Annotated in this window: 27 protein-coding genes and 1 riboswitch; of the genes, 1 reads left to right on the top strand and 26 read right to left on the bottom strand. The window is 44.0% G+C overall.

Translation table 11 applies throughout. The annotated features are described in order from the left end of the window. Positions 1-106: 106 nt before the first annotated feature. The 5 genes from rpoZ to NSQ72_RS07515 all read right to left on the bottom strand — a co-directional run bounded on the left by rpoZ (position 107) and on the right by NSQ72_RS07515 (position 4,918). A complete protein-coding gene (gene rpoZ, locus NSQ72_RS07535; RefSeq protein WP_003211647.1) occupies positions 107-310 on the bottom strand; it encodes a DNA-directed RNA polymerase subunit omega in 204 nt (67 codons plus the stop codon). Between the two features lie 3 nt (positions 311-313). After that, a complete protein-coding gene (gene gmk, locus NSQ72_RS07530) occupies positions 314-928 on the bottom strand; it encodes a guanylate kinase (RefSeq protein WP_024424214.1) in 615 nt (204 codons plus the stop codon). A 9-nt stretch (positions 929-937) separates the two neighbouring features. Continuing rightward, complete coding sequence (gene remA, locus NSQ72_RS07525) at positions 938-1,207, bottom strand: extracellular matrix/biofilm regulator RemA (protein WP_008344898.1); 270 nt, start codon at positions 1,205-1,207, stop codon at positions 938-940. 76 nt (positions 1,208-1,283) lie between these two features. Beyond that, positions 1,284-2,159, bottom strand: coding sequence for a YicC/YloC family endoribonuclease (locus NSQ72_RS07520; protein WP_039178436.1), 876 nt, complete (start codon positions 2,157-2,159; stop codon positions 1,284-1,286). An 83-nt stretch (positions 2,160-2,242) separates the two neighbouring features. Continuing rightward, complete coding sequence (locus tag NSQ72_RS07515) at positions 2,243-4,918, bottom strand: calcium-translocating P-type ATPase, SERCA-type (RefSeq protein ID WP_151284272.1); 2,676 nt, start codon at positions 4,916-4,918, stop codon at positions 2,243-2,245. A gap of 165 nt (positions 4,919-5,083) precedes the next feature. Between NSQ72_RS07515 and NSQ72_RS07510 the strand changes: the two genes are divergently transcribed. Next, positions 5,084-6,793, top strand: a complete 1,710-nt coding sequence (locus NSQ72_RS07510; RefSeq protein WP_341083712.1) for an Rqc2 family fibronectin-binding protein — start codon at positions 5,084-5,086, stop codon at positions 6,791-6,793. A 34-nt stretch (positions 6,794-6,827) separates the two neighbouring features. Here the strand turns inward: NSQ72_RS07510 and NSQ72_RS07505 are convergent, their stop codons facing one another. The 21 genes from NSQ72_RS07505 to NSQ72_RS07405 form a co-directional block, all read right to left on the bottom strand. Beyond that, positions 6,828-7,331, bottom strand: coding sequence for a precorrin-2 dehydrogenase/sirohydrochlorin ferrochelatase family protein (locus NSQ72_RS07505; RefSeq protein WP_047202134.1), 504 nt, complete (start codon positions 7,329-7,331; stop codon positions 6,828-6,830). Then, entirely contained in the window at positions 7,312-8,097 is a 786-nt protein-coding gene (locus NSQ72_RS07500) for a sirohydrochlorin chelatase (RefSeq protein ID WP_126681791.1), read from the bottom strand. The genes NSQ72_RS07505 and NSQ72_RS07500 overlap by 20 nt, the downstream gene beginning before the upstream one ends. Before the next feature lie 77 nt (positions 8,098-8,174). After that, the gene (gene cobA, locus NSQ72_RS07495) at positions 8,175-8,930 is read right to left on the bottom strand and encodes a uroporphyrinogen-III C-methyltransferase (RefSeq protein ID WP_047202132.1); all 756 of its coding nucleotides are present in this window, start codon (positions 8,928-8,930) and stop codon (positions 8,175-8,177) included. Positions 8,931-8,959: 29 nt separating this feature from the next. After that, entirely contained in the window at positions 8,960-9,553 is a 594-nt protein-coding gene (cysC, locus tag NSQ72_RS07490) for an adenylyl-sulfate kinase (RefSeq protein ID WP_059377086.1), read from the bottom strand. Between the two features lie 14 nt (positions 9,554-9,567). Next, complete coding sequence (gene sat / locus NSQ72_RS07485) at positions 9,568-10,704, bottom strand: sulfate adenylyltransferase (protein WP_039178416.1); 1,137 nt, start codon at positions 10,702-10,704, stop codon at positions 9,568-9,570. 57 nt (positions 10,705-10,761) lie between these two features. Next, complete coding sequence (locus NSQ72_RS07480; protein WP_047202130.1) at positions 10,762-11,826, bottom strand: inorganic phosphate transporter; 1,065 nt, start codon at positions 11,824-11,826, stop codon at positions 10,762-10,764. Positions 11,827-11,839: 13 nt separating this feature from the next. Next, positions 11,840-12,541, bottom strand: a complete 702-nt coding sequence (locus NSQ72_RS07475; RefSeq protein WP_039178411.1) for a phosphoadenylyl-sulfate reductase — start codon at positions 12,539-12,541, stop codon at positions 11,840-11,842. Positions 12,542-12,586: 45 nt separating this feature from the next. After that, positions 12,587-12,691 carry a DUF2292 domain-containing protein gene (locus NSQ72_RS07470; RefSeq protein ID WP_369810469.1) on the bottom strand — a complete coding sequence of 35 codons (105 nt, stop codon included), beginning with the start codon at positions 12,689-12,691 and terminating at the stop codon, positions 12,587-12,589. A gap of 116 nt (positions 12,692-12,807) precedes the next feature. Next, positions 12,808-12,910: riboswitch (SAM riboswitch) on the bottom strand. Between the two features lie 162 nt (positions 12,911-13,072). Continuing rightward, positions 13,073-13,711 carry an orotate phosphoribosyltransferase gene (gene pyrE, locus NSQ72_RS07465; RefSeq protein ID WP_341083708.1) on the bottom strand — a complete coding sequence of 213 codons (639 nt, stop codon included), beginning with the start codon at positions 13,709-13,711 and terminating at the stop codon, positions 13,073-13,075. Between the two features lie 7 nt (positions 13,712-13,718). Continuing rightward, positions 13,719-14,423 carry an orotidine-5'-phosphate decarboxylase gene (gene pyrF / locus NSQ72_RS07460; RefSeq protein WP_341083705.1) on the bottom strand — a complete coding sequence of 235 codons (705 nt, stop codon included), beginning with the start codon at positions 14,421-14,423 and terminating at the stop codon, positions 13,719-13,721. Next, entirely contained in the window at positions 14,395-15,327 is a 933-nt protein-coding gene (locus NSQ72_RS07455; protein ID WP_047202127.1) for a dihydroorotate dehydrogenase, read from the bottom strand. Before NSQ72_RS07455 ends, pyrF begins: the two co-directional genes overlap by 29 nt. Next, entirely contained in the window at positions 15,321-16,097 is a 777-nt protein-coding gene (locus tag NSQ72_RS07450) for a dihydroorotate dehydrogenase electron transfer subunit (RefSeq protein ID WP_341083702.1), read from the bottom strand. The genes NSQ72_RS07455 and NSQ72_RS07450 overlap by 7 nt, the downstream gene beginning before the upstream one ends. After that, a complete protein-coding gene (gene carB / locus NSQ72_RS07445) occupies positions 16,094-19,309 on the bottom strand; it encodes a carbamoyl-phosphate synthase (glutamine-hydrolyzing) large subunit (protein WP_126681787.1) in 3,216 nt (1,071 codons plus the stop codon). Before carB ends, NSQ72_RS07450 begins: the two co-directional genes overlap by 4 nt. Beyond that, positions 19,294-20,388 (bottom strand): carbamoyl phosphate synthase small subunit, encoded by a 1,095-nt coding sequence (locus NSQ72_RS07440; protein WP_024424230.1) that lies wholly within the window; start codon positions 20,386-20,388, stop codon positions 19,294-19,296. The genes carB and NSQ72_RS07440 overlap by 16 nt, the downstream gene beginning before the upstream one ends. Beyond that, positions 20,385-21,671 (bottom strand): dihydroorotase, encoded by a 1,287-nt coding sequence (locus NSQ72_RS07435; RefSeq protein ID WP_341083699.1) that lies wholly within the window; start codon positions 21,669-21,671, stop codon positions 20,385-20,387. Before NSQ72_RS07435 ends, NSQ72_RS07440 begins: the two co-directional genes overlap by 4 nt. After that, the gene (locus NSQ72_RS07430) at positions 21,655-22,578 is read right to left on the bottom strand and encodes an aspartate carbamoyltransferase catalytic subunit (RefSeq protein ID WP_339209465.1); all 924 of its coding nucleotides are present in this window, start codon (positions 22,576-22,578) and stop codon (positions 21,655-21,657) included. Before NSQ72_RS07430 ends, NSQ72_RS07435 begins: the two co-directional genes overlap by 17 nt. Positions 22,579-22,708: 130 nt before the next feature. After that, positions 22,709-24,037, bottom strand: a complete 1,329-nt coding sequence (locus NSQ72_RS07425; RefSeq protein ID WP_039178389.1) for a solute carrier family 23 protein — start codon at positions 24,035-24,037, stop codon at positions 22,709-22,711. Between the two features lie 155 nt (positions 24,038-24,192). Then, the gene (gene pyrR / locus NSQ72_RS07420; RefSeq protein ID WP_024424234.1) at positions 24,193-24,735 is read right to left on the bottom strand and encodes a bifunctional pyr operon transcriptional regulator/uracil phosphoribosyltransferase PyrR; all 543 of its coding nucleotides are present in this window, start codon (positions 24,733-24,735) and stop codon (positions 24,193-24,195) included. A gap of 170 nt (positions 24,736-24,905) precedes the next feature. Next, positions 24,906-25,820: an RluA family pseudouridine synthase gene (locus NSQ72_RS07415; protein WP_039178386.1), complete on the bottom strand. Its 915-nt coding sequence runs from the start codon at positions 25,818-25,820 to the stop codon at positions 24,906-24,908. Further along, the gene (lspA, locus tag NSQ72_RS07410; protein WP_024424236.1) at positions 25,817-26,284 is read right to left on the bottom strand and encodes a signal peptidase II; all 468 of its coding nucleotides are present in this window, start codon (positions 26,282-26,284) and stop codon (positions 25,817-25,819) included. Before lspA ends, NSQ72_RS07415 begins: the two co-directional genes overlap by 4 nt. Positions 26,285-26,378: 94 nt before the next feature. Then, positions 26,379-26,753, bottom strand: a complete 375-nt coding sequence (locus tag NSQ72_RS07405) for a TraR/DksA family transcriptional regulator (protein ID WP_039178384.1) — start codon at positions 26,751-26,753, stop codon at positions 26,379-26,381. Positions 26,754-26,900: the final 147 nt, after the last annotated feature.

The raw sequence follows: 26,900 nt of genomic DNA, 5'->3' as shown, positions 1-26,900 counted from the left end.
CCTTAACGGCCTTTTTCACAAATTCGTCTACAATTCAAAAAAGTCAAAACCAATCATAGTTTTGACTTTTTTGAACGTATCGTATCTGCATAGCAGAAGCGATGTGTTATTCTTGATCCTCTTTTTCAAATGTCAAAAGACCAGCGTCGATTTCTTCTAGTGCTTTGCCTACGAATTTGTAAGACTTTGTGTTTTCAATCTGCTGATCTTGGTGGATCTGCATTTCACGTGCACGGCGTGCAGACACTGTTACAAGTGTATATTTTGAGTCAAGTTTGTTCATCAATGAGTCAATTGAAGGATCTAACATGGTTTATTCTACCCCCAGCATTTTTTTATATCTTGGTGCGACTCTGTCTCTGCGCAGGTGTTCTGCAAGGACGATCGCTTTGATTCTTTCACAAGCAAGCTCGACATCATCGTTTTCAACGACATAGTCGTAAGCATCCATCATTTCAATTTCTTCTTTCGCAGCGGCCATTCGGTTTCGAATGAGCTCTTCAGATTCTGTACCGCGTGTAATGATGCGGTTTTGAAGTTCTGAAAGACTAGGCGGTGCAAGGAAAATAAATAGACCTTCCGGGAATGCTTCTCTTACTTGAAGTGCACCTTGCACTTCAATTTCAAGGAAAACATCTTTTCCTTCGCTTAATGTCTGTTCAACATAGTCAACAGGCGTGCCGTAGTAATTCCCGACGTACTCTGCCCATTCTAACAGCTTTTTGTTTTCAATCATATGTTCAAATTCTTCCCTGGTTTTAAAGAAATAATCGACACCATTTCTTTCACCTTCACGCGGTTTGCGTGTCGTCACAGAAATAGAGTATTCAAATTTCGTATCTTCCTGGGAGAAAATGGCTTGTCTGACCGTTCCTTTTCCAACTCCCGAAGGTCCAGAGAGAACGATTAATAGTCCTCTTTCTTTCATAATGGCGTATTACCCCTGCCCTTCATCTATGATTTCTTCTTTTACAGAAAGTCTTTGCGCGACAGTCTCAGGCTGAACGGCAGATAAGATGACATGGTCACTGTCCATAATGACAACAGCACGGGTTCTTCTTCCGTATGTAGCATCTATGAGCATGCCTCGATCTCTTGCGTCTTGTATCATTCGTTTAATCGGTGCTGATTCCGGACTGACGATCGAAATCATCCGATTCGCTGAAATGATGTTTCCAAATCCGATATTGATCAACTTTATGGTCATCTTCTTTCGTCCCCCTGTAATATAAACGTCTCTAGTCTCGCCGAAAGAGACGCACTGTAAACAGCATACACAATGACTATTCTATATTTTGCACTTGTTCTTTTATTTTTTCAATAGCACTTTTCATTTCAACCACCAGCTTTGTTAAATGGTGATGGTTCGCTTTTGATCCAATGGTGTTCACTTCACGGTTGAGCTCCTGTACAAGGAAGTCAAGTTTTCGGCCGGCAGCACCGCCTTGCAGCAAGATTTGCTGAAATTGCTGAAAGTGACTTTTTAATCTCGTCATCTCTTCTGTAATGTCACACCGGTCAGCAAAGATGGCAGCCTCTGTTGTCAGTCTGCTCTCGTCAAGCGCCTCTCCGATCCATTCTTGCAATCGCTGATTCAATCGTTCTTTGTATTGACTCACAACCTCTGGTGCAAAGACTTTGATTTCTTCTGTATAGGCCTCTAGTTCAGAAAGCCTCAGTTCACAGTCTTTTTGAAGTGATGCTCCCTCTTGCTCTCTCATGAAGCAAAGCTCCTTGACAGCATCCTCGCAAGCTTCCATCAGCAGCTGCTCTAGCTGTTCATTTCGGCTGGCTGACTCTTCCACCTGAACGGCAAGCTCAAGCCCCAATAAGTCATGTGCATGCTGAATGCCTGAAATGTGATAGCGTTCCTCGAGGTCTTTTGCGGCTTTCATGTATTCATCAAGCAGCGGCCAGTCGATCTGTAAGGACCGGCTTGCTAGTTTACCGCCTTCAATCGTGACAAACAGCTCAATTCTACCGCGCTGCACGTGACGAAGAATGATCTTTTTTAATGTATCTTCGAAATATAAAAGCGGCCTCGGCAAACGGGCATGAACCTCTTTAAAACGGTGATTGACCGATTTTAGCTCAACTGACACTGTCAGTTCTCCATCCGTTTTACTCGCTTGGCCGAATCCCGTCATACTGCGTATCATGTTAAAACACCCAATTCTTTCATATTAATAAAATGAAAAAGGTAATAGCAGACACTATTACCTCAAAATTATACCATAATGAATTATTTTTTTCTTGTCAAAAGTGATCCTGCCAGTAAAAAAGTTGGCAGTGCAGACATCCCGATGATCAGCAGCCAATCAATTGGTGCAATCGCGACCGTTTTGAAAATTGGCTGAAGCGGCGGGTAATAAATGACCACAAGCATGAGTAAAAGTGATGACAAAACCGCACCGATCAAATAAAGGTTCCCAAATGGATTACGTTCAAAAATGGACCGTTCACTGCGGCAGTCAAATACATGAATGAGCTGCGCCAAAACAAGCGTACTAAATGCGACAGTCTGTGCATATTGCAGGTTGTTTGGATCGCGGTGATACACAAATATAAATGCCAAAAGGGTCGCAAGCCCGATGAGGAATCCTCTTGAGATGACCTTCCAGCCAAGCCCCCTTGCAAAAATGCCCTCTTTCACATTCCGCGGCTTTCTCTTCATGACATCGCCTTCTGGCTTATCCATGCCAAGTGCCATAGCCGGTAGACCATCTGTGACAAGGTTTACCCATAAGATTTGTATAGGAACGAGCGGAAGCGGAAGCGCGAGGAGCATCGCAAACAGCATGACCAAAATTTCTCCGACATTTGATGCCAGCAAATAGCGGACAAACTTACGAATGTTTTCATAAATATTTCGGCCTTCTTTAATGGCGGATTTAATGGTCGCAAAGTTGTCGTCAAGTAAAATAAGAGAAGACGCTTCCTTGGCTACGTCTGTACCAGTGATGCCCATGGAGATGCCGATATCTGCTTGTTTAATGGCAGGCGCATCATTGACCCCGTCACCTGTCATCGCTACAACATGACCATTTTTTTGATAGGCTTTGACAATTCTCAGCTTATGCTCAGGAGAAACCCGGGCAAAGACATATACATTTTCAGCCGTTTGCTCAAGCTCTTTGTCGCTCATTTGATCAAGTGCTTTTCCGTCGAGCACCTGTCCTTGCTTCGGTAAAAGGCTTAAATCTTTTGCGATCGCTTTGGCCGTTTCCACGTGATCCCCTGTAATCATGACCGTTTTAATGCCAGCATCCCGGCACTCTTTAATCGCTCGTCTGACTTCAGGACGCGGTGGATCGATCATGCCCTCTAATCCGATAAATGTTAAATCAGCTTCAGCCTGCTGTACAGAGGTGATTTTTTCTGTCAGACCGACTTTTTTATACGCAATGGCAATGGTTCTAAGCGCCTGTCTTGCTAAACCTTGAATCGCAGCTTCTGTTTCTTGCCTGTGAGTGGCTGAAAAAGAAGCTGTGCGTCCGCCTTGCATGATATGACTTGAACGGTTCATTAGTACATCCGGCGCACCTTTTGCAATGACATACCGCTCTTTTTGATTTGTTTCAACGACGACTGACATCATCTTTCTTTCTGAGTCAAAAGGAAACTCCTCAATAACATGAAATCCAGCTTCAATGAATTGCTCTGTAAAACCCGCTTTACGTGCTGCGGTAAGGAGCGCTCCCTCTGTCGGATCCCCATCCAGCCTCATCTCCCCGTCTTTTTCAACGATAGTCGATGTATTACAAAGCGCCCCGTATAATAACACCTTTTGCAGGCTTGGATGCTTGTCGGCATGGACGATTTCCCCGTTTAAGGTAAAGTCACCGGATGGCTCGTAGCCTGTGCCAGAAATATTCCACGTTTTTCCCTCTGCCCACACATGGGTCACAGTCATTTTATTTTGCGTCATGGTTCCTGTTTTATCAGAGCAAATGATTGACGCGCAGCCGAGTGTTTCCACTGCCGGGAGCTTTCTGACAATCGATTTTTGTTTGATCATCCGCTGTACCCCTAGGGAAAGGGCGACAGTGACGATCGCCGGCAGTCCTTCTGGAATCGCCGCCACAGCAAGAGATACACCCGCTAGGAACATATGATACAATTCATGTCCTTGCACTACACCAAGAACAACAACGAGCACCGTTAAAAATAAAGCAGCCACAATCAGAATTTTTCCAAGCTGCTCGAGACGCCTTTGCAGCGGCGTTTCCATATTACCTGCTGCATCCAGCATGCCGGCAATTTGTCCCATCGCTGTATTCATTCCTGTACCAATGACAACCCCTACGCCGCTGCCTCTAGTAACAAGCGTCCCCATAAATGCCATGTTCGTCAAATCCCCGAGCGAAACATGGCCGCTTGAAAGTGGACTTGCGTGTTTGACTGCTGGGATAGACTCACCAGTGAGGGCGGACTCCTCAATTTCTAAGCTCTTTGTATCTAGTAATCTAATATCTGCCCCAATCCGGTCTCCGCTTGAAAATTTCACAATATCCCCTGGCACGAGATGTTTAGACGGGATCTTGACCCATTCATTATTTCTCCTTGCATACACGTGCGGAGTTGATAATTCCTTTAACGCTTGAAGGGATTTTTCCGCCCGGCGTTCTTGATAAAAGCCGAGTACACCATTAATCAAAACAATGGCCACAATCGCAACAGCATCAATGTATTCTCCTAAAAAGGCAGAAATGATTGTTGCAGCAAGCAAGATTAACACCATGAAATCTTTAAACTGTGCTAAAAAAATGATCAGAGCCGACGCCTTTTTTCCTTCCTGCAATTCATTTGGCCCGTGTTTTTCAAGCCGCTTTTGTACATCTTTTTCTGACAGTCCGTCACCTATCGATGTATTCATTGTTTTTAATAAATCGGTTTGGTTCAGTTCATGCCAATTCATTTGACCTCGTCCACTCCTCTTTTGTTCTCTCTCATATGCAGTGTTCTATAAGCCAGTTTATTCAGACTCGTCCTAAATCATGCTATAATAATAAGACTGCCTAAAGAACGAGAAAACGGAAGGTTCTTTCAGTAGATTTGTGTGAAAGAAGAGGGTGTATCCAACATGTCATTTGACGGCATTTTTACATATGGTATGACTAATGAATTGCAAAAGGCATTAACTGGCGGAAGGATTTCAAAAATCCATCAGCCATATAAGCACGAGCTGATTTTTCATATTCGAGCAAACGGGAAAAATCATAAGCTCCTTTTATCGGCTCATCCGAGCTATGCAAGAGTGCAGCTCACCGAGCATCAATACGATAATCCAAGTGAGCCGCCAATGTTTTGTATGCTACTCAGAAAGCATCTTGAGGGCGGCTTCATTGAACGTTTTGAACAGATTGGATTTGACAGGGTCATTGTGCTTCACGTGCGAAGCCGAAACGAAATCGGCGATGAGCAGACGCGTAAGCTTTACATTGAAATCATGGGACGTCATAGCAACTTCATTCTTGTAGAGGATGGAACGCAGCAGATCATTGATGGTCTGAAACACCTTTCTCCATCTGTAAACAGCTATCGAACGGTGCTCCCTGGTTATGAATACCTACTGCCACCTGCTCAGCAAAAATTGAATCCTTTTGACGTGACAAAGGATGATATTTTGAAGCATTTACGCTTTCAAGAAGGAAAGATCGCCAATCAAATTGTCGATACCTTCTCTGGGGTTTCCCCGCTTTTTGCAAAGGAAGCAGTACACCGGGCCGGTCTTGCCAATCAAGAAACGATCCCAAATACACTGCTCGACATGTTCCAGCTCATTCGCATGCATTCTTTTACGCCGCAGCTTACAAGAAAAGACGGGAAAGAGTATTTCTATTTATTAGAGCTTCAGCATGTCCAAGGCGAGATGAAGACATTCAACTCACTCAGCCAGCTGCTTGACCGCTTTTATTTTGGAAAAGCTGAGAGAGACAGAGTCAAACAGCAGGCGGCTGACCTTGAACGGTTTGTCGTCAATGAAAAAAAGAAAAATGAAAACAAGCTAAAAAAGCTAAAAAGAACCCTTGAAGAATCTCAGGATGCACACAAGTATCAGCTCTATGGCGAATTGTTAACAGCCAATTTATATGCGATCAAAAAAGGGGATAAAGAAGCGACTGTCATCAATTATTACGATGAAGACGGCGGAGAAATTACAATCCCGCTTAAAACAAACAAAACCCCTTCTGAAAATGCACAAGCATATTTTACAAAATATCAAAAGGCAAAAAATGCTGTAGAAGCTGTAAATGAACAAATTGAGCGAACTCATGAAGAAATTGCTTATTTTGAAGAGCTGATTCAGCAGCTGTCCTCTGCTTCTCCGAAGGATTTAGAGGAAATGAGAGAAGAGCTTGTTGAAGGAAAATATTTGCGCGCCAAACAAAAGCGTCACGCCAAAAAGAAAAAAACGGCGGCCATTCAGCTCGAAACGTATGAATCGTCCCAAGGTATTCCGATTTTAGTTGGAAAAAATAACAAACAAAACGAGCATTTGACTACAAAGGCAGCTGCTCGTGATGATATTTGGCTGCATACAAAGGATATTCCTGGATCACACGTCGTCATTCGTCACCAAGCACCTGATGAACAAACGCTGCTTGAAGCGGCTCAAATTGCCGCCTACTTTTCGAAAGCAAAAGAGTCCAGCTCCGTTCCTGTCGACTATACAAAAATCCGGCATGTGAAAAAACCGAACGGAGCAAAGCCTGGCTTTGTTACGTATGATCAGCAGCAAACATTATTTGTCACGCCTGACCAAGATCTTGTGCTCAAGCTGAGAAAATAAATAAGAAAAGCCGATAAAATCCTGACATGAGGATTTATCGGCTTTTTCTTTGTCGTTTTTTTCTTTCGATGTAAAGGGCATCAAGTGCGTCAATATCCTCTTGTTCAAGCAAGGATTCAATTGCCGCCGCCAGCTGTTTTGTCCGGGCGGGGCTTGCACCGCTTGTAGAGACTGAAATCGTCACTTTTCCTGCTTTGACAACCTTCGGCACCATCACATTGCCTAGCTCTGATTGGCTCACACAATTCACAAGCTGGTGAGGCTGTGCTGTTTGTGCAATCCATTCATTTACCGAAGGGTCATTTGTCGCAGCTACAATGAAAAATGCATCCTTCAAATCTTCAGCGTCTACCTTCTTTTCCTTCCAATTCAATTGGTATGTATCAATGAAGTGTGCCATCTCTTCAGAAAGATTAGGACTGACAACGGTTATATGGCAAGGCTCCGTGCACAGCGCCTTTGCTCTTCTTAACGCCACAGATCCGCCGCCGGCAATGACCACTTGTTTATTGGTTAAATCAAGATGGACTGGAAGCATGGCTTTCTCCTCGGAAACGAAACGCATCGTCTTTGTTTAACATGGTTTCTTGCACGCGTTCAATATAAGCTGCTTTAACATGCGGATGAAAGCCAATATACCGGCATACCCGGACATCTTTCAGCCGCTTTCTCGCCTGAGCGGCTTCACTTTCAATTTCTTTCATTAAAATTCCGGTAAACAGCAAGTAAGGAACGATATAGACAGGCCCATCATCATCTGCTGATAACTGCGCGAGAACATCTCGATAATTGGGCTCACATGCTGTGATAAAACACGGAAAAACCTCTGCATGTGGAAGCAGACTTCTGACATCGTCTGCAATGCCAAACACATCTCGCTTCACATCCGGATCAGAGCTCCCGCGGCCAATTAAAAGAATCCGCGCCCGCTCGCCTTGATATCCTGCTTCTTCAATTCTCGCGGCAACCGCTTTTGTTACTTCTTGATTCACCCCGATTGGCTTTCCATATGTGACCTTCACTTGCGGAAATCGCACGCGCACTTTATCAATTTCGACCGGTATATCCGATTTGGCATGCATGGCAGTTAAAAGGAGGAGCGGGACGATGGCAATGTGTGTCGCTCCTTTTTTCACACAGGCCTCAAATCCTTCTTCTATAGAAGGGTCCGTCAGCTCTAAAAAACAAATTTCTTGTATATCTGCTTTCACTAACGGCATACAGCTTTTCATAAAAGAAATGGCCTTATCTTGCGCCTCTTTTACTCGGCTTCCATGCCCAACATAAAGGACAGCTTGTTTCATGCGGCTCCTCCCTCTCACTTATTTCATCAGACGAAAAGACACGATGTATGTACGTACGTGTCTTTTCTCTATCATTCTCATTTCTCGATTAATGCGGGTTCAAACCAGTTCAGTTTTTGATGAAAATGAACGACATCTCCAACAACAATTAAACTTGGATGCTCGATCCCTTCTTTTTCAACGGTTTCAGACAGTGTCGCCACAGTGCAGCAAGTTGTCTTTTGCCTCGTCGTGGTTCCCCAGTGTATAAATGCAGCGGGTGTTTCTGGATCCCGTCCATTTTTTAAAAGCAGGCGCTGCACTCTTTCCACGTTTTTGACACCCATGTAAATCACAAGAGTATCAATCCCTGTAGCCAGCGCCTCCCACTTTTCTTCAAAATGTTCATCCTTTTGATAGTGACCCGTGACAAAAGCAACATTTGAGCTGAATTCACGGTGTGTCACAGGGATGCCCGCATAAGCAGCCGCTGCAATACCAGAAGTAATTCCTGGGACAACCTCATACGGAATTCCGTGCTCAGCTAAGCATTCGATTTCTTCACCGCCGCGGCCAAAGACAAAGGGGTCGCCGCCTTTCAGCCGAACGACAACGTTCCCTTCCTTTGCATGAGCCACAAGCGCTTCATTGATGGCTTCCTGTCTCATTGTATGATGATTTGGCAGTTTTCCGCAATAAATCAATTCCGCCTCTGGTTTGGCGTGGGCGAGAATGTCTTGATTGACAAGACGATCATATAAGATGACATCTGCCTGCTGTATCGCCTTATGGGCCTTTAATGTGATTAAATCTGGGTCTCCGGGTCCAGCACCCACAATGTATACTTTCCCCATCTTGCTTTTCTCCCCCTGCCATCAGGCGATTATTTCGTTGTTGCTTTTACATAATCTACAAGACGCTGTTTGGATTCCTCACGGGATAATTCCCCTGTATCTAAGACGAGCTCAGGCTCAGCTGGCTCTTCATATGGTGAATCGATTCCAGTGAAAAATGGAATTTCGCCGTTTCTCGCTTTTTTATATAACCCTTTTGGATCACGCTCTTCACACACGTTCAGATCACATTTGACAAACACTTCGTGAAATTCCCCATCTTCGACTAACTGTCTGACAATGTGGCGGTCTTCTTGGAATGGAGAAATAAAAGCAGTGATGACAATCGTACCTTGTTCCACAAATAATTTCGCCACTTCTCCGATTCGGCGGATGTTTTCTTTTCTGTCGTCATCTGAAAACCCTAGATCTTTATTGAGTCCGTGCCGCACGTTATCGCCGTCAAGAACGGTGACTTGATAGCCTTGTTCAAACAGCTCTCTTGCAGCTGCATTTGCAATCGTTGATTTACCTGATCCGCTTAAACCTGTAAGCCAGATAATGCCGCTTTTATGCTTGTTTTTCTGTTGATATTCTTTTTTTGTAATAGATGCATCATGCCACACGATATGTTCGTTGCTCATGTCATACCCTCCCTTTAAGATACCGTCGTTTTTAATCCTTCGATTAATGTTTCAATGACTTCTTTTCGGCTGAACGTGCTTGGTGGTAATTCACCGTTTCTCAGCATCGTTCGAACTTTTGTACCTGAAAGAATGACATGCTCGCTTTTGTCGTGAGGACACGTTTTTGGTGTGGCCATCGCTTCACATGTATTACAGTAGAAGCTGTGTTCAAATTTTAATGGAGTAATACCGATTTCTTCGCTTGTAAATTGATCAAATAGTTCCTGCGCCTCGTATGTGCCGTAATAGTCACCAACACCTGCATGATCTCTTCCGACAATAAAATGGGTGCAGCCATAATTTTTACGAACAAGCGCGTGAAATATCGCTTCTTTTGGTCCAGCATAACGCATTGCAGCAGGAAAAACACCTAAAAAGACGCGGTCTTTTGGATAATAACCATTCAATAACACTTGATAGCTTTTCATTCTCACATCTGCCGGGATATCGTCAGATTTTGTTTCACCGACAAGCGGATTTAAAAATAAACCATCGACCGTTTCTAATGCTGTTTTTTGAATATATTCATGCGCACGATGAACCGGGTTTCTCGTTTGGAAACCAACAATGGTTTTCCAGCCATTTTCTTTAAAATGACGTCTTGTTTCTTCTGGCTCATACGTAAATTGAGGGAATGGTTTTTCACTGCGTTTCGTCAGTGTAATTTTCCCGCCAATGTAAGTATCACCGCGTTCAAATAATTTTTTCACGCCTGGATGATTGCGGTCATCAGTTTTATAGATATTTACCGCTTCTTTTTCCTTATCTGGTGTGTATTGATCCTCTACTTCAATGACCCCATATACAGTTCCATTATAAGATAAGCGCACGATATCGCCTTGATGGATTTCCGCCGCCTTTTCTTTTGTCACTGGCAGTGTAATAGGAAGAGACCAAACGACACCACTTGCTAGCCGCATACTGCTCACAACTGCTTCATAATCAGCTTTTGTTAAAAACCCTTCAATTGGACTATATCCGCCAATTGCAATGAGTTCAAGGTCTGCAAAGGAGATCGCATCTAGTTCAATTTCCTTTGCAGCTGTGCTGAGATCATATTCTTCATTTACTCGATTAATTAATACGCCACCATGTGGTGTTAAACTCATTTGTTCATCTTCCTCTCAATGTTCATATTTATTAGATGTTAATAGTCGGATTTGTGATTAAATCCCGCCGCCCTGTTCATGAATAGAGCTGCTCTCATTTTTGACTGCCTTCATCAGACTCAGCGCACCAAGTGAGGCAAGCAGTACACTCATCATGATAAAGATAGAGTAATAGTCTCCTTTTAAGAAAAGGCTCACCAGCAAATACGATAGGCTGAGTGATAAGAAGGGTGACACCACCCACACTTTCAGCATTTTTTTCACAACATGTTTGTGAAAAATGTTTGGCCCGCCTTTTGCCATTCCAAGCCCGATAATAGACGAGGAGGTGATTTGTGTAAGCGGAACAGGCAGCCCAAAAATAGAGCTGACGATGACAAGCCCGGCACCGGTACTCGAAAGTAAAATCCCTTCGCCCGTTTGATAGCGGGTGATTTTCTTTCCGTTTGTTTCTAGTACCCTTCTCCCAAGCAAAAGCGCACCAAGTGCAACAAAGATCCCGCCGTAAAGAGTTCCTTGCCCGACTGACAAAACGCCTGACGCGACAAGCGGACCGACCGCATTTGCGACATTGTTCATACCAGCTGAAAACGCCTCTAGAAATCCGCTGAGGATTAACACGACAGATAAAATAGCTGTGCCTTTTTTAGACAGCTTCCGTTTAGGGAACATTCTGATGATTTTGACGACAGCAAAGGTAAAAAGAAAGGCGAAAATCGGGATGATCACCCAAAATGCCACAATCACTAAAATGGATTTCACAAACAATACTTTATACGCGACGGCCACACCAACCACAGCCCCTACTGTGACCTCACTTGTTGATAAAGGGATCGCCATCAGATTCGCTATGAAAAGTGATAGTGCAGCAGAACCAATGATAATACAAACGATTTCAAGTGTAATGACTGATTCTGGCATAATACCAGAGCTGATCGTTTTGACGACCTCACCGCCGCCAATCACTGAACCTGCTAAAATCCCAACTGCACAAACGCTGAGCGCATAAATGGGCTTTTGAATCGCGCCTGACCCGTACGCAATGCCCATAGAAGCAGCTGCTCCGCTTGCGCCTATGTTTAAAGCAAAGAATAGACTAAATAAAATTGCGGCGATTTCCATACATTATGCTCCCTTACTCATGTAATCCGCACTCTGTCTTTGCTGTGCCTGACCATCTGCCAGAACGCAGATCATCTGCAGTAAATGCTGGCTGTGTACACGGTGCACAGCCGATACTTGGATATCCTTGGTCGTGCAGCGGATTATAAGTAAGTTCCTCTCTAGATGCATATCTCCAAATGTCCTTCCACGTCCAATGGATAAGCGGACATACTTTCACTGATTTGAATTTTTCATCCTTATTTAAGAAATTCGTCCCTGCTCGTTTTGGTGACTGCTCTCTTCTTAAACCGGAAAGCCAAGCTGGATAACCAGATAGGGCTTCTTGCAAAGGAATGACCTTACGCATATGGCAGCAGCTTTGAGGATTTGTTTTCCATAATTGATCACCGTGCTGCTCATTTTGCTGTTCAACCGTCAGCTCAGGCGTTTTCAGTTCAATGTCTAAACCCGGGTATCTTTCCTTTACTGCATCAATTGTGTCGTATGTTTCTTTAAAATGCAGACCTGTATCTAAAAAGACAATTTTCGCATCTTTTTTTACTTTTGCAATCAGATCAATCAGAACGATGCCCTCAATCCCAAAGCTGCACGCATATACGAGCTGGTCACCATAATGACCGTACGCCCATTTCAGTACAGACAGGGCTCCTTTATACAAATCATCTTCTTGAAATGTAATGGACGGCTCTTGCCAATTTTCATAAGTTAACATGATTTCTCCCCTTCCGGAGTACAGCTCATATTGCTTTTATCCGCACTACTTCAATCTAATTTTTTCGTTCTTTTCCACTTGAATCACTTGACCGTCCTGAACAATTAACGTAATTGAACCGAATTTCATATCCCCAATCAGTTCTTGCATATGCTTTACTAAGTCCTCATCCTGATTTTGTTTCACTTCCATCTCCTCTTCCTCCTCACCGTTAAAATAAAAAAACTTTCTTTCAGTCCGAAAGAAAGATGAGGAAGCTCACGATTTCCTTATCTTTCAAAATAGAATCATTTTGCAGGAAGTAGCACCTTGCGAATCGCAGGTTGCCGGGTTTCATCGGGCCAGTCCCTCCACCTCTCTGGATAAGAGTTTCAATTTGTCTTAAATATTAACACAATTCAAACAAAAGTCAACCCGACTTTATTGATAGGATTAGTTTTTATTAAAATTTGAGTCTATTTTACTATTTTTACCTAAATCAAAAAACTGTGCGGGCAGGCACAGCTTTTGTTAATGATGGGCTTTGACTTTTCAGACCGTTTCTTCCATCCAAGATTCTGAGGAAGGATCTTGTCTCCAGCGTTTTAGTTTGTTCATCGCAGCAGGCTCAATCGCTTTCAGTTCAAGTGCCACGTCTGTCAATGTGTCATAGTCTGTTAGGGTGACATATGGAATATTTTTTTCTTGAAATGCTGCCGCTGCTTTTGGCAGTCCGTATGTGAAGATCGCGGCTACTCCTAGTACCTCGCAGCCCTCATCTTGAAGAGCAGCGACGACTTCAAGCACACTGCCTCCTGTGGAAATAAGGTCTTCTACGACGACAACTTTTTGGCCTTTTGATACGGCCCCTTCAATTTGATTTCCTTTTCCATGTGCTTTCGGCTTACTTCTGACATAACACATCGGGATGTTCAAGCGGTCTGCTGCTAATGCCGCATGAGGGATGCCTGCTGTTGCAGTACCCGCGACAACCTCTGCTCCCTTGAAATGAGTGAGAATCAAATTTTTTAGACCTTCAGCAATGTCGTGTCTCACTTCTGGATATGACAATGTCAGGCGGTTATCACAATAGATCGGTGATTTTATACCGCTCGCCCATGTAAACGGTTCGTCTGGTTTTAATGAGACCGCTTTGATTTGTAATAGATGTTTCGCGATTTTTGATTTCATCTGGCAGTCACTCCCACTCTTTCAAAATTTGATGATAGGCTTCTATTGGTTTATCAGCTTTTGTGATTGATCTTCCGACAACGATTTGTGAAACACCTTGCTTCTTTGCATAGGCAGGTGTCGCCACGCGCTGTTGGTCATCGGTTTGATCATTCGGTAAGCGAATTCCTGGCGTTACAGTGAGAAAGGATGGTGAAATATGTTCATGAAGTGCTTTAGATTCATGAACAGAGCAAACAACCCCGTCTAGCCCACTTTCATATGCTAATTGTCCGTACCGGATAACAGTCTCTTGCAGCGGACGGTCAATGAGTAATTCATTTCTCATCATGTCTTCTGACGTACTAGTCAGCTGGGTCACTGCAATGATGCCCGGGCGGTTTTGTCCGGCAGGGGTTCCGCTTTCAAGTCCCTCTAACGCAGCCTGCATCATTCGTTTCCCGCCAGCAGCATGCACATTGACCAAATCAACACCAAGTGCAGCAAGCCGGTTCATCGCTTTTTGCACGGTTGTTGGAATATCATGAAGCTTCAGATCAAGGAAAATACGGCAATTTTTTTCTTTTAGTGCGTCAATGATGGCAGGACCTTCTTGGTAAAACAGCTCCATGCCTACCTTCACAAATAATGGTGTCCCTTCAAAAGGGTCTAAAAAGGCAATCGCGTCCTTCCCTGATGGAAAATCAAGCGCGATGATGGGCAAGTGCTTCATGTTTCCAGCTCCTTCCGATGCATTCCTCTACAGATGAATAACCATATGCTGCTAACACATTTGGTAGCTCTTCAATAATTTCCGGGCAAATAAATGGATTCACAAAATTGGCTGTGCCGACAGCTACTGCACTTGCACCTGCTAGTAAAAATTCAAGTACATCTTCAGCACTTTGCACTCCGCCCATCCCGATAATCGGGATAGAAACCGCTTGACTCACCTCGTGTACCATGCGCACAGCGACCGGTTTGACAGCTGGTCCTGATAATCCGCCTGTTTTATTGGCAAGGATGGGTTTCCCTGTTTTTAAATCTAAACGCATACCGATTAATGTGTTAATCATGGTGAGTCCATCTGCTCCAGCAGCTTCAATCGCTTGAGCAATCTCCACAATATTGGCTACGTTAGGTGACAGCTTGACATAGACAGGTACAGAAGAGACTTCCTTGACCGCTTTTGTCAATGACGCCGCCATATTTGGATCTGTACCAAAGGCGATCCCGCCTGTTTTCACATTTGGGCAAGAAATATTCAGTTCAAGGGCATGAACATTTTTTGCTTGGCTGATTTGCTTGGCTACTTCCACATAATCATCAACCTGTGAGCCAGCAACATTCGCAATAATAGGTGTATCAAATTGTTCAAGCCAAGGCAGCTCATTTTCAAGCACGCCTTTTAGACCCGGATTTTGAAGGCCGATTGCATTAAGCATACCAGCTCCTGTCTCGGCTACCCTTGGCGTGGGATTGCCAAATCTCGGTTCAAGGGTTGTGGCTTTGATCATGATACCGCCTAGCAATGATAGGTCATATAAGGATGCAAATTCTCTCCCGAACCCGAAGCAGCCTGATGCAGGGATGATTGGATTTTTTAAAGATAATCCCGGTAACTCAACGTTTAGCATGACAATGCCACCTCCTCTGCTTTAAAAACAGGTCCATCAAGACAGACTTTGACGTAAGGTTTGTCGAGCTGATCGGTATGACAGACACATGCAAAGCACGCACCAATTCCGCAGCCCATTCGTTCTTCCATCGAAATGTAGACGGGCTTATCAGGATACGTATCTTTCAGCGCTTTTAGCATAGGTGTTGGACCGCATGAAAGCAGCACATCAAAGCTCAGGTTTTGCTCTTTTATCACATCTGTTACAAAGCCTTTAGCACCGTATGTGCCATCAACCGTTGCAATAAACGTATCACCGAGTGCTTGAAATTTCTCCTCGTAAAATACATCCTTTTTCGATTGAAAGCCGAACACATGCTTCACAATGACACCTTTTTTCGTTAAACGTTTGGACAGTTCATATAGAGGCGGTACGCCAATTCCGCCGCCGACTAGTAAAGCCGTCTCTCCGGGTTGGACGACTGAAGGATCGTACCCGTTTCCAAGCGGCCCTAATACATCGACTGATTCTCCCTCCCGCTTTTGGGAGAGGAGCTTTGTGCCCTCTCCCTCTGCGCGGTAAATGATGGTTGCTTCTTTTTGCTCGGCATGAATGTTGGCAATACTGATCGGTCTTCTCAGCAGCGGTGTCATGGATTCACTGACCTTTAGATGAAGAAATTGTCCAGCCGTTTGAAAGGAGTCCACAAGGTCACCTTTTAATGTCATTTCGTAAATATGATCAGCGATCTCTCGGTTCGAGACGACCGTCAAGTATGCTTTTTTCATATCGTTACTGTCACCTCAGCATTCGTTTTCACTTCTGGCATTTCATCCGCTCTAAATGTCATGCTCTCAAGCACTCTTAAAATGGCTTCTGCTGTATCTAGGGACGTTAAGCAGGCCACTCCGTTTTCAACAGATTCACGTCTAATTCTAAAGCCGTCTCTCGCCGGCTGTTTTCCTTTTGTTAAAGTGTTGATGACAAATTGGGCTTCCCCGTTTCGAATGACATCGAGAAGATTTTTGCCTTCCTCTCCGATTTTGCCGACCACACTTGATGGAATGGAGGCTTGTTTTAAATAATTTGCCGTTCCTTCTGTCGCTAAAATATGATAGCCGATCGAATGGAATCTTCTTGCGATCTCAAGTCCTTCTTCTTTATCCTTATCAGCCACTGTCAGAAGTACTGTTCCGTCATTAGGAATTTGAATACCTGAGGCAATCAATCCTTTATATAGGGCTTTTTCGATCGTGACATCTTTCCCCATGACTTCACCTGTTGATTTCATTTCAGGTCCGAGTGTAATATCGACTCTTCTTAATTTAGCAAAAGAGAAGACTGGGACTTTAACGTACACTCCTTCTTGCTCTGTGTGAAGCCCTTCTTCGTAGCCATAATTTTTGAGCTTGTCTCCTAAGATGACTTTTGTCGCAAGGTTGGCCATCGGGATGCCTGTGATTTTACTTAAGAAAGGAACCGTCCGGCTTGATCTCGGGTTCACTTCAAGTACATACACTTCGCCTTTTGATAGGACAAATTGGATGTTCAAAAGCCCAATAATGTTGAGTCCTTTTGCAAGCTTGATCGTGTATTCTGCGATCTTCGCTTTGATGTCCTCAGACAATGTTTGCGGCGGATAGACCGCAATCGAGTCACCAGAGTGAACTCCGGCTCTTTCAATGTGTTCCATAATGCCTGGGATCACGACAGTTTCGCCATCAGACACGGCATCTACTTCAATTTCTTTTCCTGTCAAATACTTGTCAATTAACACTGGATGCTGCGGATTGACCTTCACCGCATTCTCCATGTAGTGAAGAAGCTCGGCTTCTTGATACACAATTTCCATCGCGCGGCCGCCTAATACATAGGAAGGACGGACAAGGACTGGGTAGCCAATTTGATTGGCAATCGCTACTGCTTCAGGCACAGACGTTGCTGTTTTCCCTTTAGGCTGCGGCACGCCGAGTGTTTCTAACGTTTGTTCAAACTTGTCCCGGTTTTCTGCGCGGTCTAGGTCTTCTAGAGAAGTTCCAAGAATTTTAACCCCTCTATTTGATAATTCATCTGCTAAGTTAATCGCCGTTTGCCCGCCGAACTGAACGACAACTCCTTCAGGCTGTTCAAGGTCGATGATATGCATCACGTCTTCTACAGTGAGTGGTTCAAAGTAGAGCTTATCTGAAATACTAAAGTCTGTTGAGACCGTTTCAGGGTTGTTGTTAATAATGATCGCTTCATAGCCTGCTTGTTTAATTGCCCACACAGAGTGAACGGTCGCATAATCAAATTCAACCCCTTGTCCAATTCGGATAGGACCTGAACCTAATACGATAACGCTTTTCTTGTCTGTACGTTCTGATTCATTTTCATCTTCATACGTGCTGTAGAAATAAGGTGTCTCTGATTCAAATTCTGCCGCACATGTATCCACCATTTTGTATACAGGTACAATGCCTGCTTCTTGTCTTAGCTTGTAGACATCCGCTTCGTTCATATTCCACTCGCGGCTAATGTAGATATCTGAGAAGCCTTTTTCTTTCGCTTCTTTTAATACGTCTGTATTGCCTTTGTTTTCTTTTAATGTCTTCTCAAAGGCGATGATGCCTTCCAGTTTATGAAGGAAGAAGTAATCAATTTTTGAGAATTCGTGTATTTGTTCGACTGTATAGCCTCTTCTAAGCGCCTCAGCGATATAAAATAATCGTTCGTCTCCCGCTTTGATAATCCGTTTTTCAAGCACTTCATTTGTGATGTCTGCTTCATCTTTTAATTCAATGTGATGCACATCGGCTTCAAGTGAGCGTACAGCCTTTAGAAGAGACTCTTCTAATGTGCGGCCGATCGCCATGACTTCACCAGTTGCCTTCATTTGCGTACCAAGACGTCTGTTGGCAGATTCAAATTTATCGAATGGCCAGCGCGGTATTTTTGAAACGATATAGTCAAGTGCCGGCTCGAAGGCTGCATAGGTTTTACCTGTGACTGGGTTCATCATTTCATCAAGCGTTAAGCCGACTGCAATTTTCGCTGCCAATTTGGCAATTGGATAGCCTGTCGCTTTTGACGCAAGCGCAGAGGAACGGCTCACACGCGGGTTTACTTCGATGATATAGTATTGAAAACTGTTTGGATCAAGTGCCAGCTGAACGTTACAGCCGCCTTCTATGCCAAGTGCGCGGATCAGCTTAAGCGACACATTGCGAAGCAGCTGATATTCACGATCACTTAACGTTTGGCTTGGTGCTACAACAATACTGTCACCTGTATGGATACCGACAGGGTCAAAGTTTTCCATGTTACAAACAACGATTGCATGGTCACCGCTGTCTCGCATGACTTCATATTCAATTTCTTTAAAGCCTGCAATGCTTTTTTCAAGTAAGCATTGTGTAACTGGGCTTAGCTTCAGGCCGTTTTCAACGATTTCCTTCAGTTCTTGCTCGTTTGTACAAATTCCGCCGCCCGTTCCACCTAATGTATAGGCTGGTCTGACGATGACAGGGAAACCGATTTGATCCGTAAACGCCATTGCTTCTTCCAGGTTATGAATGATTTCACTTTCTGGTACAGGCTCATTTAGTTCATTCATCAGATTACGGAATAAATCTCTATCCTCTGCTTTTTGGATGGCTGACAGCTTTGTACCGAGTACTTCAACGCCGCATTCAGCTAATACACCAAGGTCTGATAATTCAACAGCAAGGTTTAATCCAGTTTGCCCGCCAAGTGTTGGCAAGATCGCATCAGGGCGTTCTTTTCGAATGATTCGTGTTAAAAATTCTGGTGTCAGTGGTTCGATGTATACCTTGTCGGCCATTTCTGTATCTGTCATGATGGTCGCAGGGTTAGAGTTCACAAGAACGACTTCATAGCCCTCTTCTTTTAGTGCTAAGCAAGCCTGTGTGCCTGCATAGTCAAACTCCGCTGCCTGACCGATGATGATAGGACCTGATCCGATTACTAAAATCTTTTTGATGTCTACGCGTTTTGGCATACTTCTTCCCCTTCTTTCTCAGTCGTATGAATCATTTCCATGAACTGGTCAAATAAGTAGTTTGCATCTTCTGGACCCGGTGATGCTTCTGGGTGGTACTGAACAGTGAATGCTGGTGCTTCTTTATGTTTTAATCCTTCAATCGTATTGTCGTTTAAGGCAATATGTGTGACTTCGAGCACGTCTTCGTTAATACTGCTAACCGTGTAGCCATGGTTTTGAGACGTCAGTGTTACCTTGCCAGTTGCTAGTTCTTTCACCGGATGGTTTGATCCTCTGTGACCAAATTTCATTTTTTCTGTACTTGCACCGCACGCTAGAGCAAATAATTGATGTCCGAGGCAAATTCCAAAGAGCGGCACCTTTCCAATCAATTGCTGAATCATCTCAACGGCTTCTGGTACATCCACAGGATCTCCAGGTCCATTTGAAAGCATGATCCCATCAGGCTTTAGCTGCAGCACTTCATCTGCAGTGATGTTGTATGGCACCACAATGACGTCGCAATCACGTTTATTGAGCTCGCGCAAAATGCCGTGCTTCATGCCGAAATCGACAAGGACAATTCTTTTTCCTCTGCCTGGGCTTGGGTACGCATTTTTCACAGATACTTGACTCACCTGATCAGTTGGCAGCTGCAATGTTTGAAGGCGGCGGACAACGTCTTCCACTTGTTCATCAGGTCCTGCAAACGCCCCTCTTAAAGTCCCTGCACTTCGAATCATTCTAGTCAGCTTCCGTGTATCGATTCCGCTCAGCCCCGGAATGTTTTTCATTTTTAAATATTCATCAAGTGAGTATGAAGAGCGCCAGTTTGAGGGCTTTTCACAAAGCTCTTTCACAATCAGCCCTTTCACAAACGGTGTGATCGATTCAAAATCATCACGGTTAATGCCGTAGTTGCCGATAAGCGGGTAAGTCAGTGTGACAATTTGTCCGCAGTATGATGGATCAGATAAAATTTCTTGATAGCCCGTCATCCCTGTATTAAAGACGACTTCTCCGACTGATGGTTCTAAGCTGCCAAAGCCTGTTCCTTCGAATACTGTTCCGTTTTCTAGCACTAAGCGTCTCTTCATTTTACTAGTCTCCCCTCTTCATAAACGACTTTCCCAGATGCAAGTGTCATGACCGGCCATCCTGATACAGTCAATTTGTCAAACGGTGTATTTTGTCCTTTTGATAAGAAGCTTGTTTTATCGATTGTCGTTTCTTTGTTTAAATCAATGAGTGTAATATCAGCTATGTGTCCTTCTTCAAGCTTTCCGTATGGAAGGGAAAAGGCTTCTGCTGGTTTGATTGTCATATAATCAACGAGTTCTTTTAATGTCCATTCGCCTGTTTTGACAAATCGTGTATACAGAAGCGGAAACGCTGTTTCAAGTCCCACAATTCCAAACGGGGCACGCTGCATGGTTTCGTTCTTTTCTTCTTCTGTATGCGGCGCATGGTCTGTTGCGATGAAATCAATCGTTCCATCTAACAGTCCCTCGATCAATGCCTCGCGATCCTCTTTTCCTCTGAGCGGCGGGTTCATTTTATAGTTTGTATCAAGACCCGGAATGTCCGTATCACACAACAGCAGGTGATGCGGTGACACCTCAGCCGTCACACGGATGCCCGCTTTTTTTGCATCGCGTACGACCCGCACAGATTCTTTCGTACTGATATGACATACATGATAATGACAGTTCGCTGCTTCTGCTAAAAGAACATCTCTTGCAATATGCACCGATTCACAGATTGACGGTATTCCGTTTAACCCATTTGCTTTTGAATATTCTCCTTCATGAACGCACCCGCCGTAAATGAGCGAGTTATCTTCACAGTGCGCCACAATTGCTTGATCAAGACTTGCTGCCTGTTTCATCGCTTCGTACATCATGCCTGCTGTTTGGATGCCGACACCGTCATCTGTAAAAGCAAAGGCGCCTGCTTCTTTTAGTGCTGCAAAATCCGTCATCTCTTCCCCAATTTGTCTCGTTGTGATGGAGGCGTATGGCAGCACTCTCACAGATGAGGTTTCTTTGATTCGATTCATCAGCCATTCCATTTGCTCTTTTGTATCTGGAACCGGTCTTGTATTCGGCATCGCTGCAATCGTCGTATATCCGCCTCTTGCGGCTGCTTTAGAGCCTGTTTCAATTGTTTCCTTTTTCTCTCCGCCTGGCTCTCTTAAATGCACATGCAGATCGATCAAGCCTGGTGATACAAATAGCCCTGCTGCATCAATAACCTCTTCTCCGTCTTCTCTTTCTAGGTGACCAATCGCTTGAATCACTTTTCCTTTTACCCTAATATCCTGCTGCACTCTTTCACCTGTGCTTGTTAAGATAAAACCATTTTTAATGAGATATGACATAGACAGAATCTCTCCCTTTTTGATGTAGTGTGCTATTTTGAAAAGCTCTTTTTAATACGGCCATTCGGATATAAACACCATTTTCCATTTGCTTGAAAATCCTTGACTGCTTGGACTCTACTAATGAATCATCTATTTCAACACCTCTGTTTACTGGTGCTGGATGCATAATAATCGCGCATTCTTTCATTTTGTTTGCTCTGTCTACTGTTAATCCATAAGTTGATAAGTAATCTTCACTGCCCATTTTTTCAGCGTGCCGCTCATGCTGGATTCTGAGCAGCATCACTACATCAGATTGTGCGATGGCTTCATCTACTTGAACGTACGTTCCGTGAGGGTTTTGTTCATCCTGGAAGGAAGCAGGTCCTGAAAAGAGGACTGTCGCTCCCAGCCTTGAGAGAACCTCAGCATTTGACCTTGCTACCCTGCTATGTTTGATGTCTCCATGAATCGAAATCGTTAAGCCTTCAAAGCCGCCAAACTCTTCAAAAATGGTCATGAGGTCAAGCAGTGATTGGGTTGGATGCTGTCCGCAGCCATCACCTGCATTGATGATGGGAATTCCAACCTTCCCGATCAGCTCGTTATAATATTCATCGGTGCTGTCTCTGATCACACATGCCTTTACTCCGATCGATTCCAGTGTTTTTACCGTATCGTAAAGTGTTTCGCCCTTTTGAACGGAGGTGCTTGCTGCATCTAAGCTCAGGACATTCATCCCTAATTTCTTCTCTGCTACTTCGAAGCTAAAACGTGTTCTTGTGCTTGGTTCAAAGAAGAGGTTTGCCACAAATTCTCCGGCTAATCCATGTTCTTGTTTCCCCTTTTTGAGTGCCGCTGCTTCTTCAATCAGCTGTAAAATCTCTTCTTTAGACAAGCTGCTCATTGTCGATAAATCATTCATTTTTTCTTCCCCCTCTAGTTTTTCATCACTTTCAGGTTCAAAAAAACCCTAAGCCTCGGCAGCTTAGGGTTCTCCAAAAGAAGCAGCGGCACTTTCGTGCATTCTGCTCCATTTAGAACCCTTGTCAGCCTCACTGGACTTCTTTTAAAAGGTTTTCTGTATTTGATTCATTTGACTCGTCATCTTCCGCTTTTTGATGCGGCAGGATCAGGTTTAACAGGACACCCGTAATCGCAGCAAGTGCCATTCCAGATAGAGTGAGATTGATTTGTTTCACCTCAATAAATGCCCCGCCAATTCCGATGACTAGGATGACTGATGCGATAATGAGATTACGCTTTTCTTCAAAATTCACTTTATGATCAATCAGGATTCTCAGGCCGCTTGAGGCAATGATTCCAAAGAGCAGGAACGAAACGCCTCCCATCACCGCGGACGGCACTGTACTGATTAATGCTGAAATTTTCCCTACAAAACCGAAGCAGATCGCAAACACTGCTGCTCCGCCGATGACGAAGATACTGAACACTCTTGTGATGGCAAGTACGCCAATGTTCTCTCCATAAGTTGTTGTTGGTGGTCCGCCAATAAGTGAAGCGAAGATGGTCGCCGCACTGTCTCCTAAAATGGAGCGGTGAAGACCTGGTTTTTTAATAAAATCTTGTCCTACGACCTTACTTAACACCACTTGGTGGCCGATATGCTCAGACATTGTGACAAAGGCAACCGGCACCATCACTGTGAGAATGCTTAAAGTCACAGCAGGTGTATAGTCGACAAATGGCACGACGAAGTCTGGGACAGCAAACCATTTTGCGTCAATGACCGGCTGGAAGTTCACAATGCCTTGTGTTAAGGCAAAGAGATAGCCGCTGATAATGCCGATTAATACTGGGATTAAACTAAGGAATCCTCTTAGGAAAATCATACTGATAATCGTGACAGCCAGTGTGAAGCCAGCGACCATTAAGTGCTTGAGGCTGTAAACAAGCTCGGTTGCATTCGGATCAACATACATCGCCATGTTGACTGCTGTTCCAGCGAGTCCAAGTCCAATAACCATAATGACTGGTCCTACGACGACCGGCGGCAGAAGCTTCATCAGCCAGCCTGTGCCGAGCCATTTAATGAACAGGGCAATGAGCGCATAAGCGACACCCGCCATGAAGGCGCCAACCATTGCGGCTCCGGGTCCGCCCGTTGCTTTCACATTCAGTATGGGGGCGATGAAGGCAAAGGACGATCCAAGATACGCCGGAATTTGTCCTCTTGTGATGATTAAGTAAACAATCGTTCCCACACCGCTTGAGATGAGCGCGACGGCTGGACTCATATCAATGATTTTTGGTACAAGAATGGTTGCACCAAACATCGCAAACAAATGCTGCAGGCTAAGTGATAGCCATGTGAATGGTTTTGGGATATCTCGAATGCCTAAATTGGCTTTTTGCTGACTCATGATTTTCCTCCTAGATGTGTCCTTTTTCATTAAAAAAGCCTCTTTGCGAGTATGCGCAAAGAGGCCTAGAAAAACCAGACACGTCATGTTAGCCGTGTGCTCGGTGTCTCTGATATTGCCCTCTTTGCAAACTCTCTGGAATGCATTTAAAAAGGTTATTTTTCATATATAGCGACAAGGTCGTTTTGATCTACTTCATTCAGTTGAACCATAACGGTCTCTGCTTTTGATGTCGGAATGTTTTTCCCGATATAATCCGCTCGAATTGGCAGCTCCCGGTGTCCTCGGTCGACGAGCACAGCCAGCTGAATGGAAGATGGTCTTCCTACATCCACAAGGGCATCCATAGCTGCTCTGACGGTTCTGCCTGTAAACAGAACATCGTCAACGACAATGAGTGTTTTGTCATTAATGTCAGCTGGTATGTCTGCACCCTTTACAAGCGGGTCTTGGTTGTCTGTCTTTTTTGTCAGGTCATCACGGTATAGCGTAATATCAAGTTCACCCACAGTGACTGGATTTCCTTCAATTTGCTCGATGCGCTCTGCAAGGCGCTTTGCAAGATGTATGCCTCTTGTCTTGATCCCAGCAAGGATGACATCCTTCATCCCTTTGTTGCGCTCAATCATTTCATGTGCAATGCGGGTAAGCGCTCTTCTGATCGCTTGTTCATCAAGAATGACTGCTTTTTGTTCCATCTTTTACACCTCTTTTTGACAAATAAAAAGCCCCTTCTGCAAAGGGCAGAGAGGGGCGTTCATTTGTGCATACTCGTACACAAATTGATCCGTTATCCTTCTCAGCCTCTCTGGACTGTTTTAAAGAATCTCAATTTCTTCGTTTATTATTTCAGAAAAAGAACGGTCTGTCAATCGTTATTTCTTAATGAATCGATAAAGCCCCGCATATCAGCTGGAATTGGTGCTGTGAACTCGATATATTCTCCTGTTCTAGGATGATCAAATCCTAAAACACCTGCATGCAGAAGCTGTCCATTAAAATCGACTGTTTTTCTCGGTCCATATTTCGGATCTCCTGCAAGAGGGTAACCGATATATTTCATATGAACACGAATTTGGTGTGTTCTTCCTGTTTCAAGACGGCACTCGACAACTGTGAAGTCTTTAAAGCGTTCAATCACATCAAAGTGAGTGACAGCCTGTTTTGCATTTTCTTTTGTGACCGTCATGCTTTGGCGGTCTTTTTTGTCTCTGCCAATTGGTGCATCAATTGTGCCTGTATCATGCTGGATAATACCGTGGACAACAGCCGTATACTTTCTTGTGACAGTTTTAGCCACCAGTTGATTGACGAGTGACTCATGTGCGATATCGTTTTTTGCGACCATTAACAGCCCAGACGTATCTTTATCGATTCGGTGGACAATTCCAGGACGCATCACACCGTTAATCCCTGATAAATCCGTACAATGTGCCATCAGGCCATTTACAAGTGTACCTGACACATGACCTGGCGCTGGATGAACGACCATTCCTCGTGGTTTATTTACGACTAACACATCTGCATCCTCATAATAAATATCAAGATCCATTGGTTCTGCTTCTACATCTAACGCTTCCGGATCTGGAATCTCCACTTTGATTTGATCCCCAGCTTGTACTTTGTAATTGGCCTTTACTTGTTTCCCGTTTACTTCGATCAGCCCATCTTTTACCCATTGCTGGACTTGGGTTCTTGACCATTCTGGTTCTGTTGTGCTTAGAAATTTATCTAGCCGTTCACTCGTTTGTTCTTCTGAAACGGCAATATTTACTTGATTCATGTAGTTGACTCCTTATTTTTCTTTCCATCTAACAGCATTTGAATGAAGAGCAGAATAACCCCTACACAGAGAGAAGAATCTGCAATATTAAAGATTGGGTAGTGATAATCCCCAAATACGAAATGAGCAAAATCAACCACTTCCTGACGGAAAATACGGTCGATAAAGTTTCCGATCGCTCCGCCAAGCATTAAGGCCAGCGCTACTCCAAGCAGCTTGTCCTTTTGTCCATGTTTTTGTAAGTAATAAACAATTCCCGCAATAACAACGAGTGTGATCACATAGAAAAACCACATTTGCCCTTGGAGAATTCCCCATGCAGCTCCTGAATTTCGGTGAGACGTGATATAAAAGAATCCATCAATGACTGGAACAGAATCTCCGAGCATCATATTTTTGACAATGAGCCATTTTGTTAATTGGTCTAAACAAATGATAACGAATGCGATTATGTAATAGAACACACACGTTCCTCCATCTTCATACTTTGATCTTTAAGCATTTTATCAAGAAAACAGGAAGGAGTAAAGAAACTTTAGTTGACAGACAAAAACCTCCCTACATGTGGAAGGCTTCAAAATGAGAATCATTTGATTCGGAAGGATAAGGAGTGAATGCTTTTTTCTCGTATTGCTTATGATATAAAAAGTCGTCAGCCGTGCGGGCGGTAGGAAGAATGCTCATTTGTTCAAGCGGAATCATATTACCTGTCGCCTCACATATGCCATAGGTCCCTTGTTCGATCTTTGCAATAGCGAGAGACACATCTTGCAGCTCTTCTTTGATGTGATAAAGAAGTGTGGTCGTTTTAACGTCATTCAACGAGACATGCTCAGCGGGTGAACGAAATGATGCGTATTCAAACAGTTTAGATTGCAGCTCTTCTTTTATTTGAAGGAGTTCCGTGTAAATCGTCTCTAAATCGCCATTCATGTCGCTATTTCAACTCCTGCCCTGTCGTGATAATCATATTGTTGCCCTGCCTGGTTACTTTAAAGCCATAAGATTTTTCCTTTCGTTCTAAACGCTGTCATTTTCTCAAAAAAGAAAACGCCCCGCATATGACGGGGCGCCAGCTTG

Source organism: Bacillus sp. FSL R5-0659 (assembly GCF_038008785.1).
In the GTDB taxonomy this organism is placed as follows: Bacteria; Bacillota; Bacilli; order Bacillales; family Bacillaceae; genus Bacillus; species Bacillus safensis.
This window is presented reverse-complemented; position numbering and strand designations above follow the sequence as displayed.

Excerpts from the sequence above, each read along its gene's own strand:
- NSQ72_RS07455 (WP_047202127.1), bottom strand. The coding sequence starts at position 15,327 with ATGCTAAACGTTGAGTTACCGGGATTATCTTTAAAAAATCCAATCATC.
- NSQ72_RS07425 (WP_039178389.1), bottom strand. The coding sequence starts at position 24,037 with ATGAGTCAGCAAAAAGCCAATTTAGGCATTCGAGATATCCCAAAACCA.
- pyrE (WP_341083708.1), bottom strand. The coding sequence starts at position 13,711 with ATGAAATCAAAAATCGCGAAACATCTATTACAAATCAAAGCGGTCTCA.
- NSQ72_RS07500 (WP_126681791.1), bottom strand. The coding sequence starts at position 8,097 with ATGAAACAAGCTGTCCTTTATGTTGGGCATGGAAGCCGAGTAAAAGAG.
- NSQ72_RS07405 (WP_039178384.1), bottom strand. The coding sequence starts at position 26,753 with ATGAATGGCGATTTAGAGACGATTTACACGGAACTCCTTCAAATAAAA.
- rpoZ (WP_003211647.1), bottom strand. The coding sequence starts at position 310 with ATGTTAGATCCTTCAATTGACTCATTGATGAACAAACTTGACTCAAAA.
- NSQ72_RS07515 (WP_151284272.1), bottom strand. The coding sequence starts at position 4,918 with ATGAATTGGCATGAACTGAACCAAACCGATTTATTAAAAACAATGAAT.
- NSQ72_RS07475 (WP_039178411.1), bottom strand. The coding sequence starts at position 12,541 with ATGTTAACTTATGAAAATTGGCAAGAGCCGTCCATTACATTTCAAGAA.
- remA (WP_008344898.1), bottom strand. The coding sequence starts at position 1,207 with ATGACCATAAAGTTGATCAATATCGGATTTGGAAACATCATTTCAGCG.
- NSQ72_RS07510 (WP_341083712.1), top strand. The coding sequence starts at position 5,084 with ATGTCATTTGACGGCATTTTTACATATGGTATGACTAATGAATTGCAA.
- NSQ72_RS07470 (WP_369810469.1), bottom strand. The coding sequence starts at position 12,691 with ATGCAAGAACTGATTGGGGATATGAAATTCGGTTCAATTACGTTAATT.
- pyrR (WP_024424234.1), bottom strand. The coding sequence starts at position 24,735 with ATGGAACAAAAAGCAGTCATTCTTGATGAACAAGCGATCAGAAGAGCG.
- sat (WP_039178416.1), bottom strand. The coding sequence starts at position 10,704 with ATGAGTTTAACACCACATGGTGGCGTATTAATTAATCGAGTAAATGAA.
- NSQ72_RS07505 (WP_047202134.1), bottom strand. The coding sequence starts at position 7,331 with ATGCTTCCAGTCCATCTTGATTTAACCAATAAACAAGTGGTCATTGCC.
- NSQ72_RS07450 (WP_341083702.1), bottom strand. The coding sequence starts at position 16,097 with ATGAAAAAAGCATACTTGACGGTCGTCTCGAACCGAGAGATCGCTGAT.
- pyrF (WP_341083705.1), bottom strand. The coding sequence starts at position 14,423 with ATGAAGCACTTGCCCATCATCGCGCTTGATTTTCCATCAGGGAAGGAC.
- NSQ72_RS07520 (WP_039178436.1), bottom strand. The coding sequence starts at position 2,159 with ATGATACGCAGTATGACGGGATTCGGCCAAGCGAGTAAAACGGATGGA.
- NSQ72_RS07430 (WP_339209465.1), bottom strand. The coding sequence starts at position 22,578 with ATGAATGATTTATCGACAATGAGCAGCTTGTCTAAAGAAGAGATTTTA.
- NSQ72_RS07415 (WP_039178386.1), bottom strand. The coding sequence starts at position 25,820 with ATGAATCAAGTAAATATTGCCGTTTCAGAAGAACAAACGAGTGAACGG.
- NSQ72_RS07435 (WP_341083699.1), bottom strand. The coding sequence starts at position 21,671 with ATGTCATATCTCATTAAAAATGGTTTTATCTTAACAAGCACAGGTGAA.
- carB (WP_126681787.1), bottom strand. The coding sequence starts at position 19,309 with ATGCCAAAACGCGTAGACATCAAAAAGATTTTAGTAATCGGATCAGGT.
- NSQ72_RS07440 (WP_024424230.1), bottom strand. The coding sequence starts at position 20,388 with ATGAAGAGACGCTTAGTGCTAGAAAACGGAACAGTATTCGAAGGAACA.
- gmk (WP_024424214.1), bottom strand. The coding sequence starts at position 928 with ATGAAAGAAAGAGGACTATTAATCGTTCTCTCTGGACCTTCGGGAGTT.
- NSQ72_RS07480 (WP_047202130.1), bottom strand. The coding sequence starts at position 11,826 with ATGGAAATCGCCGCAATTTTATTTAGTCTATTCTTTGCTTTAAACATA.
- cysC (WP_059377086.1), bottom strand. The coding sequence starts at position 9,553 with ATGAGCAACGAACATATCGTGTGGCATGATGCATCTATTACAAAAAAA.
- cobA (WP_047202132.1), bottom strand. The coding sequence starts at position 8,930 with ATGGGGAAAGTATACATTGTGGGTGCTGGACCCGGAGACCCAGATTTA.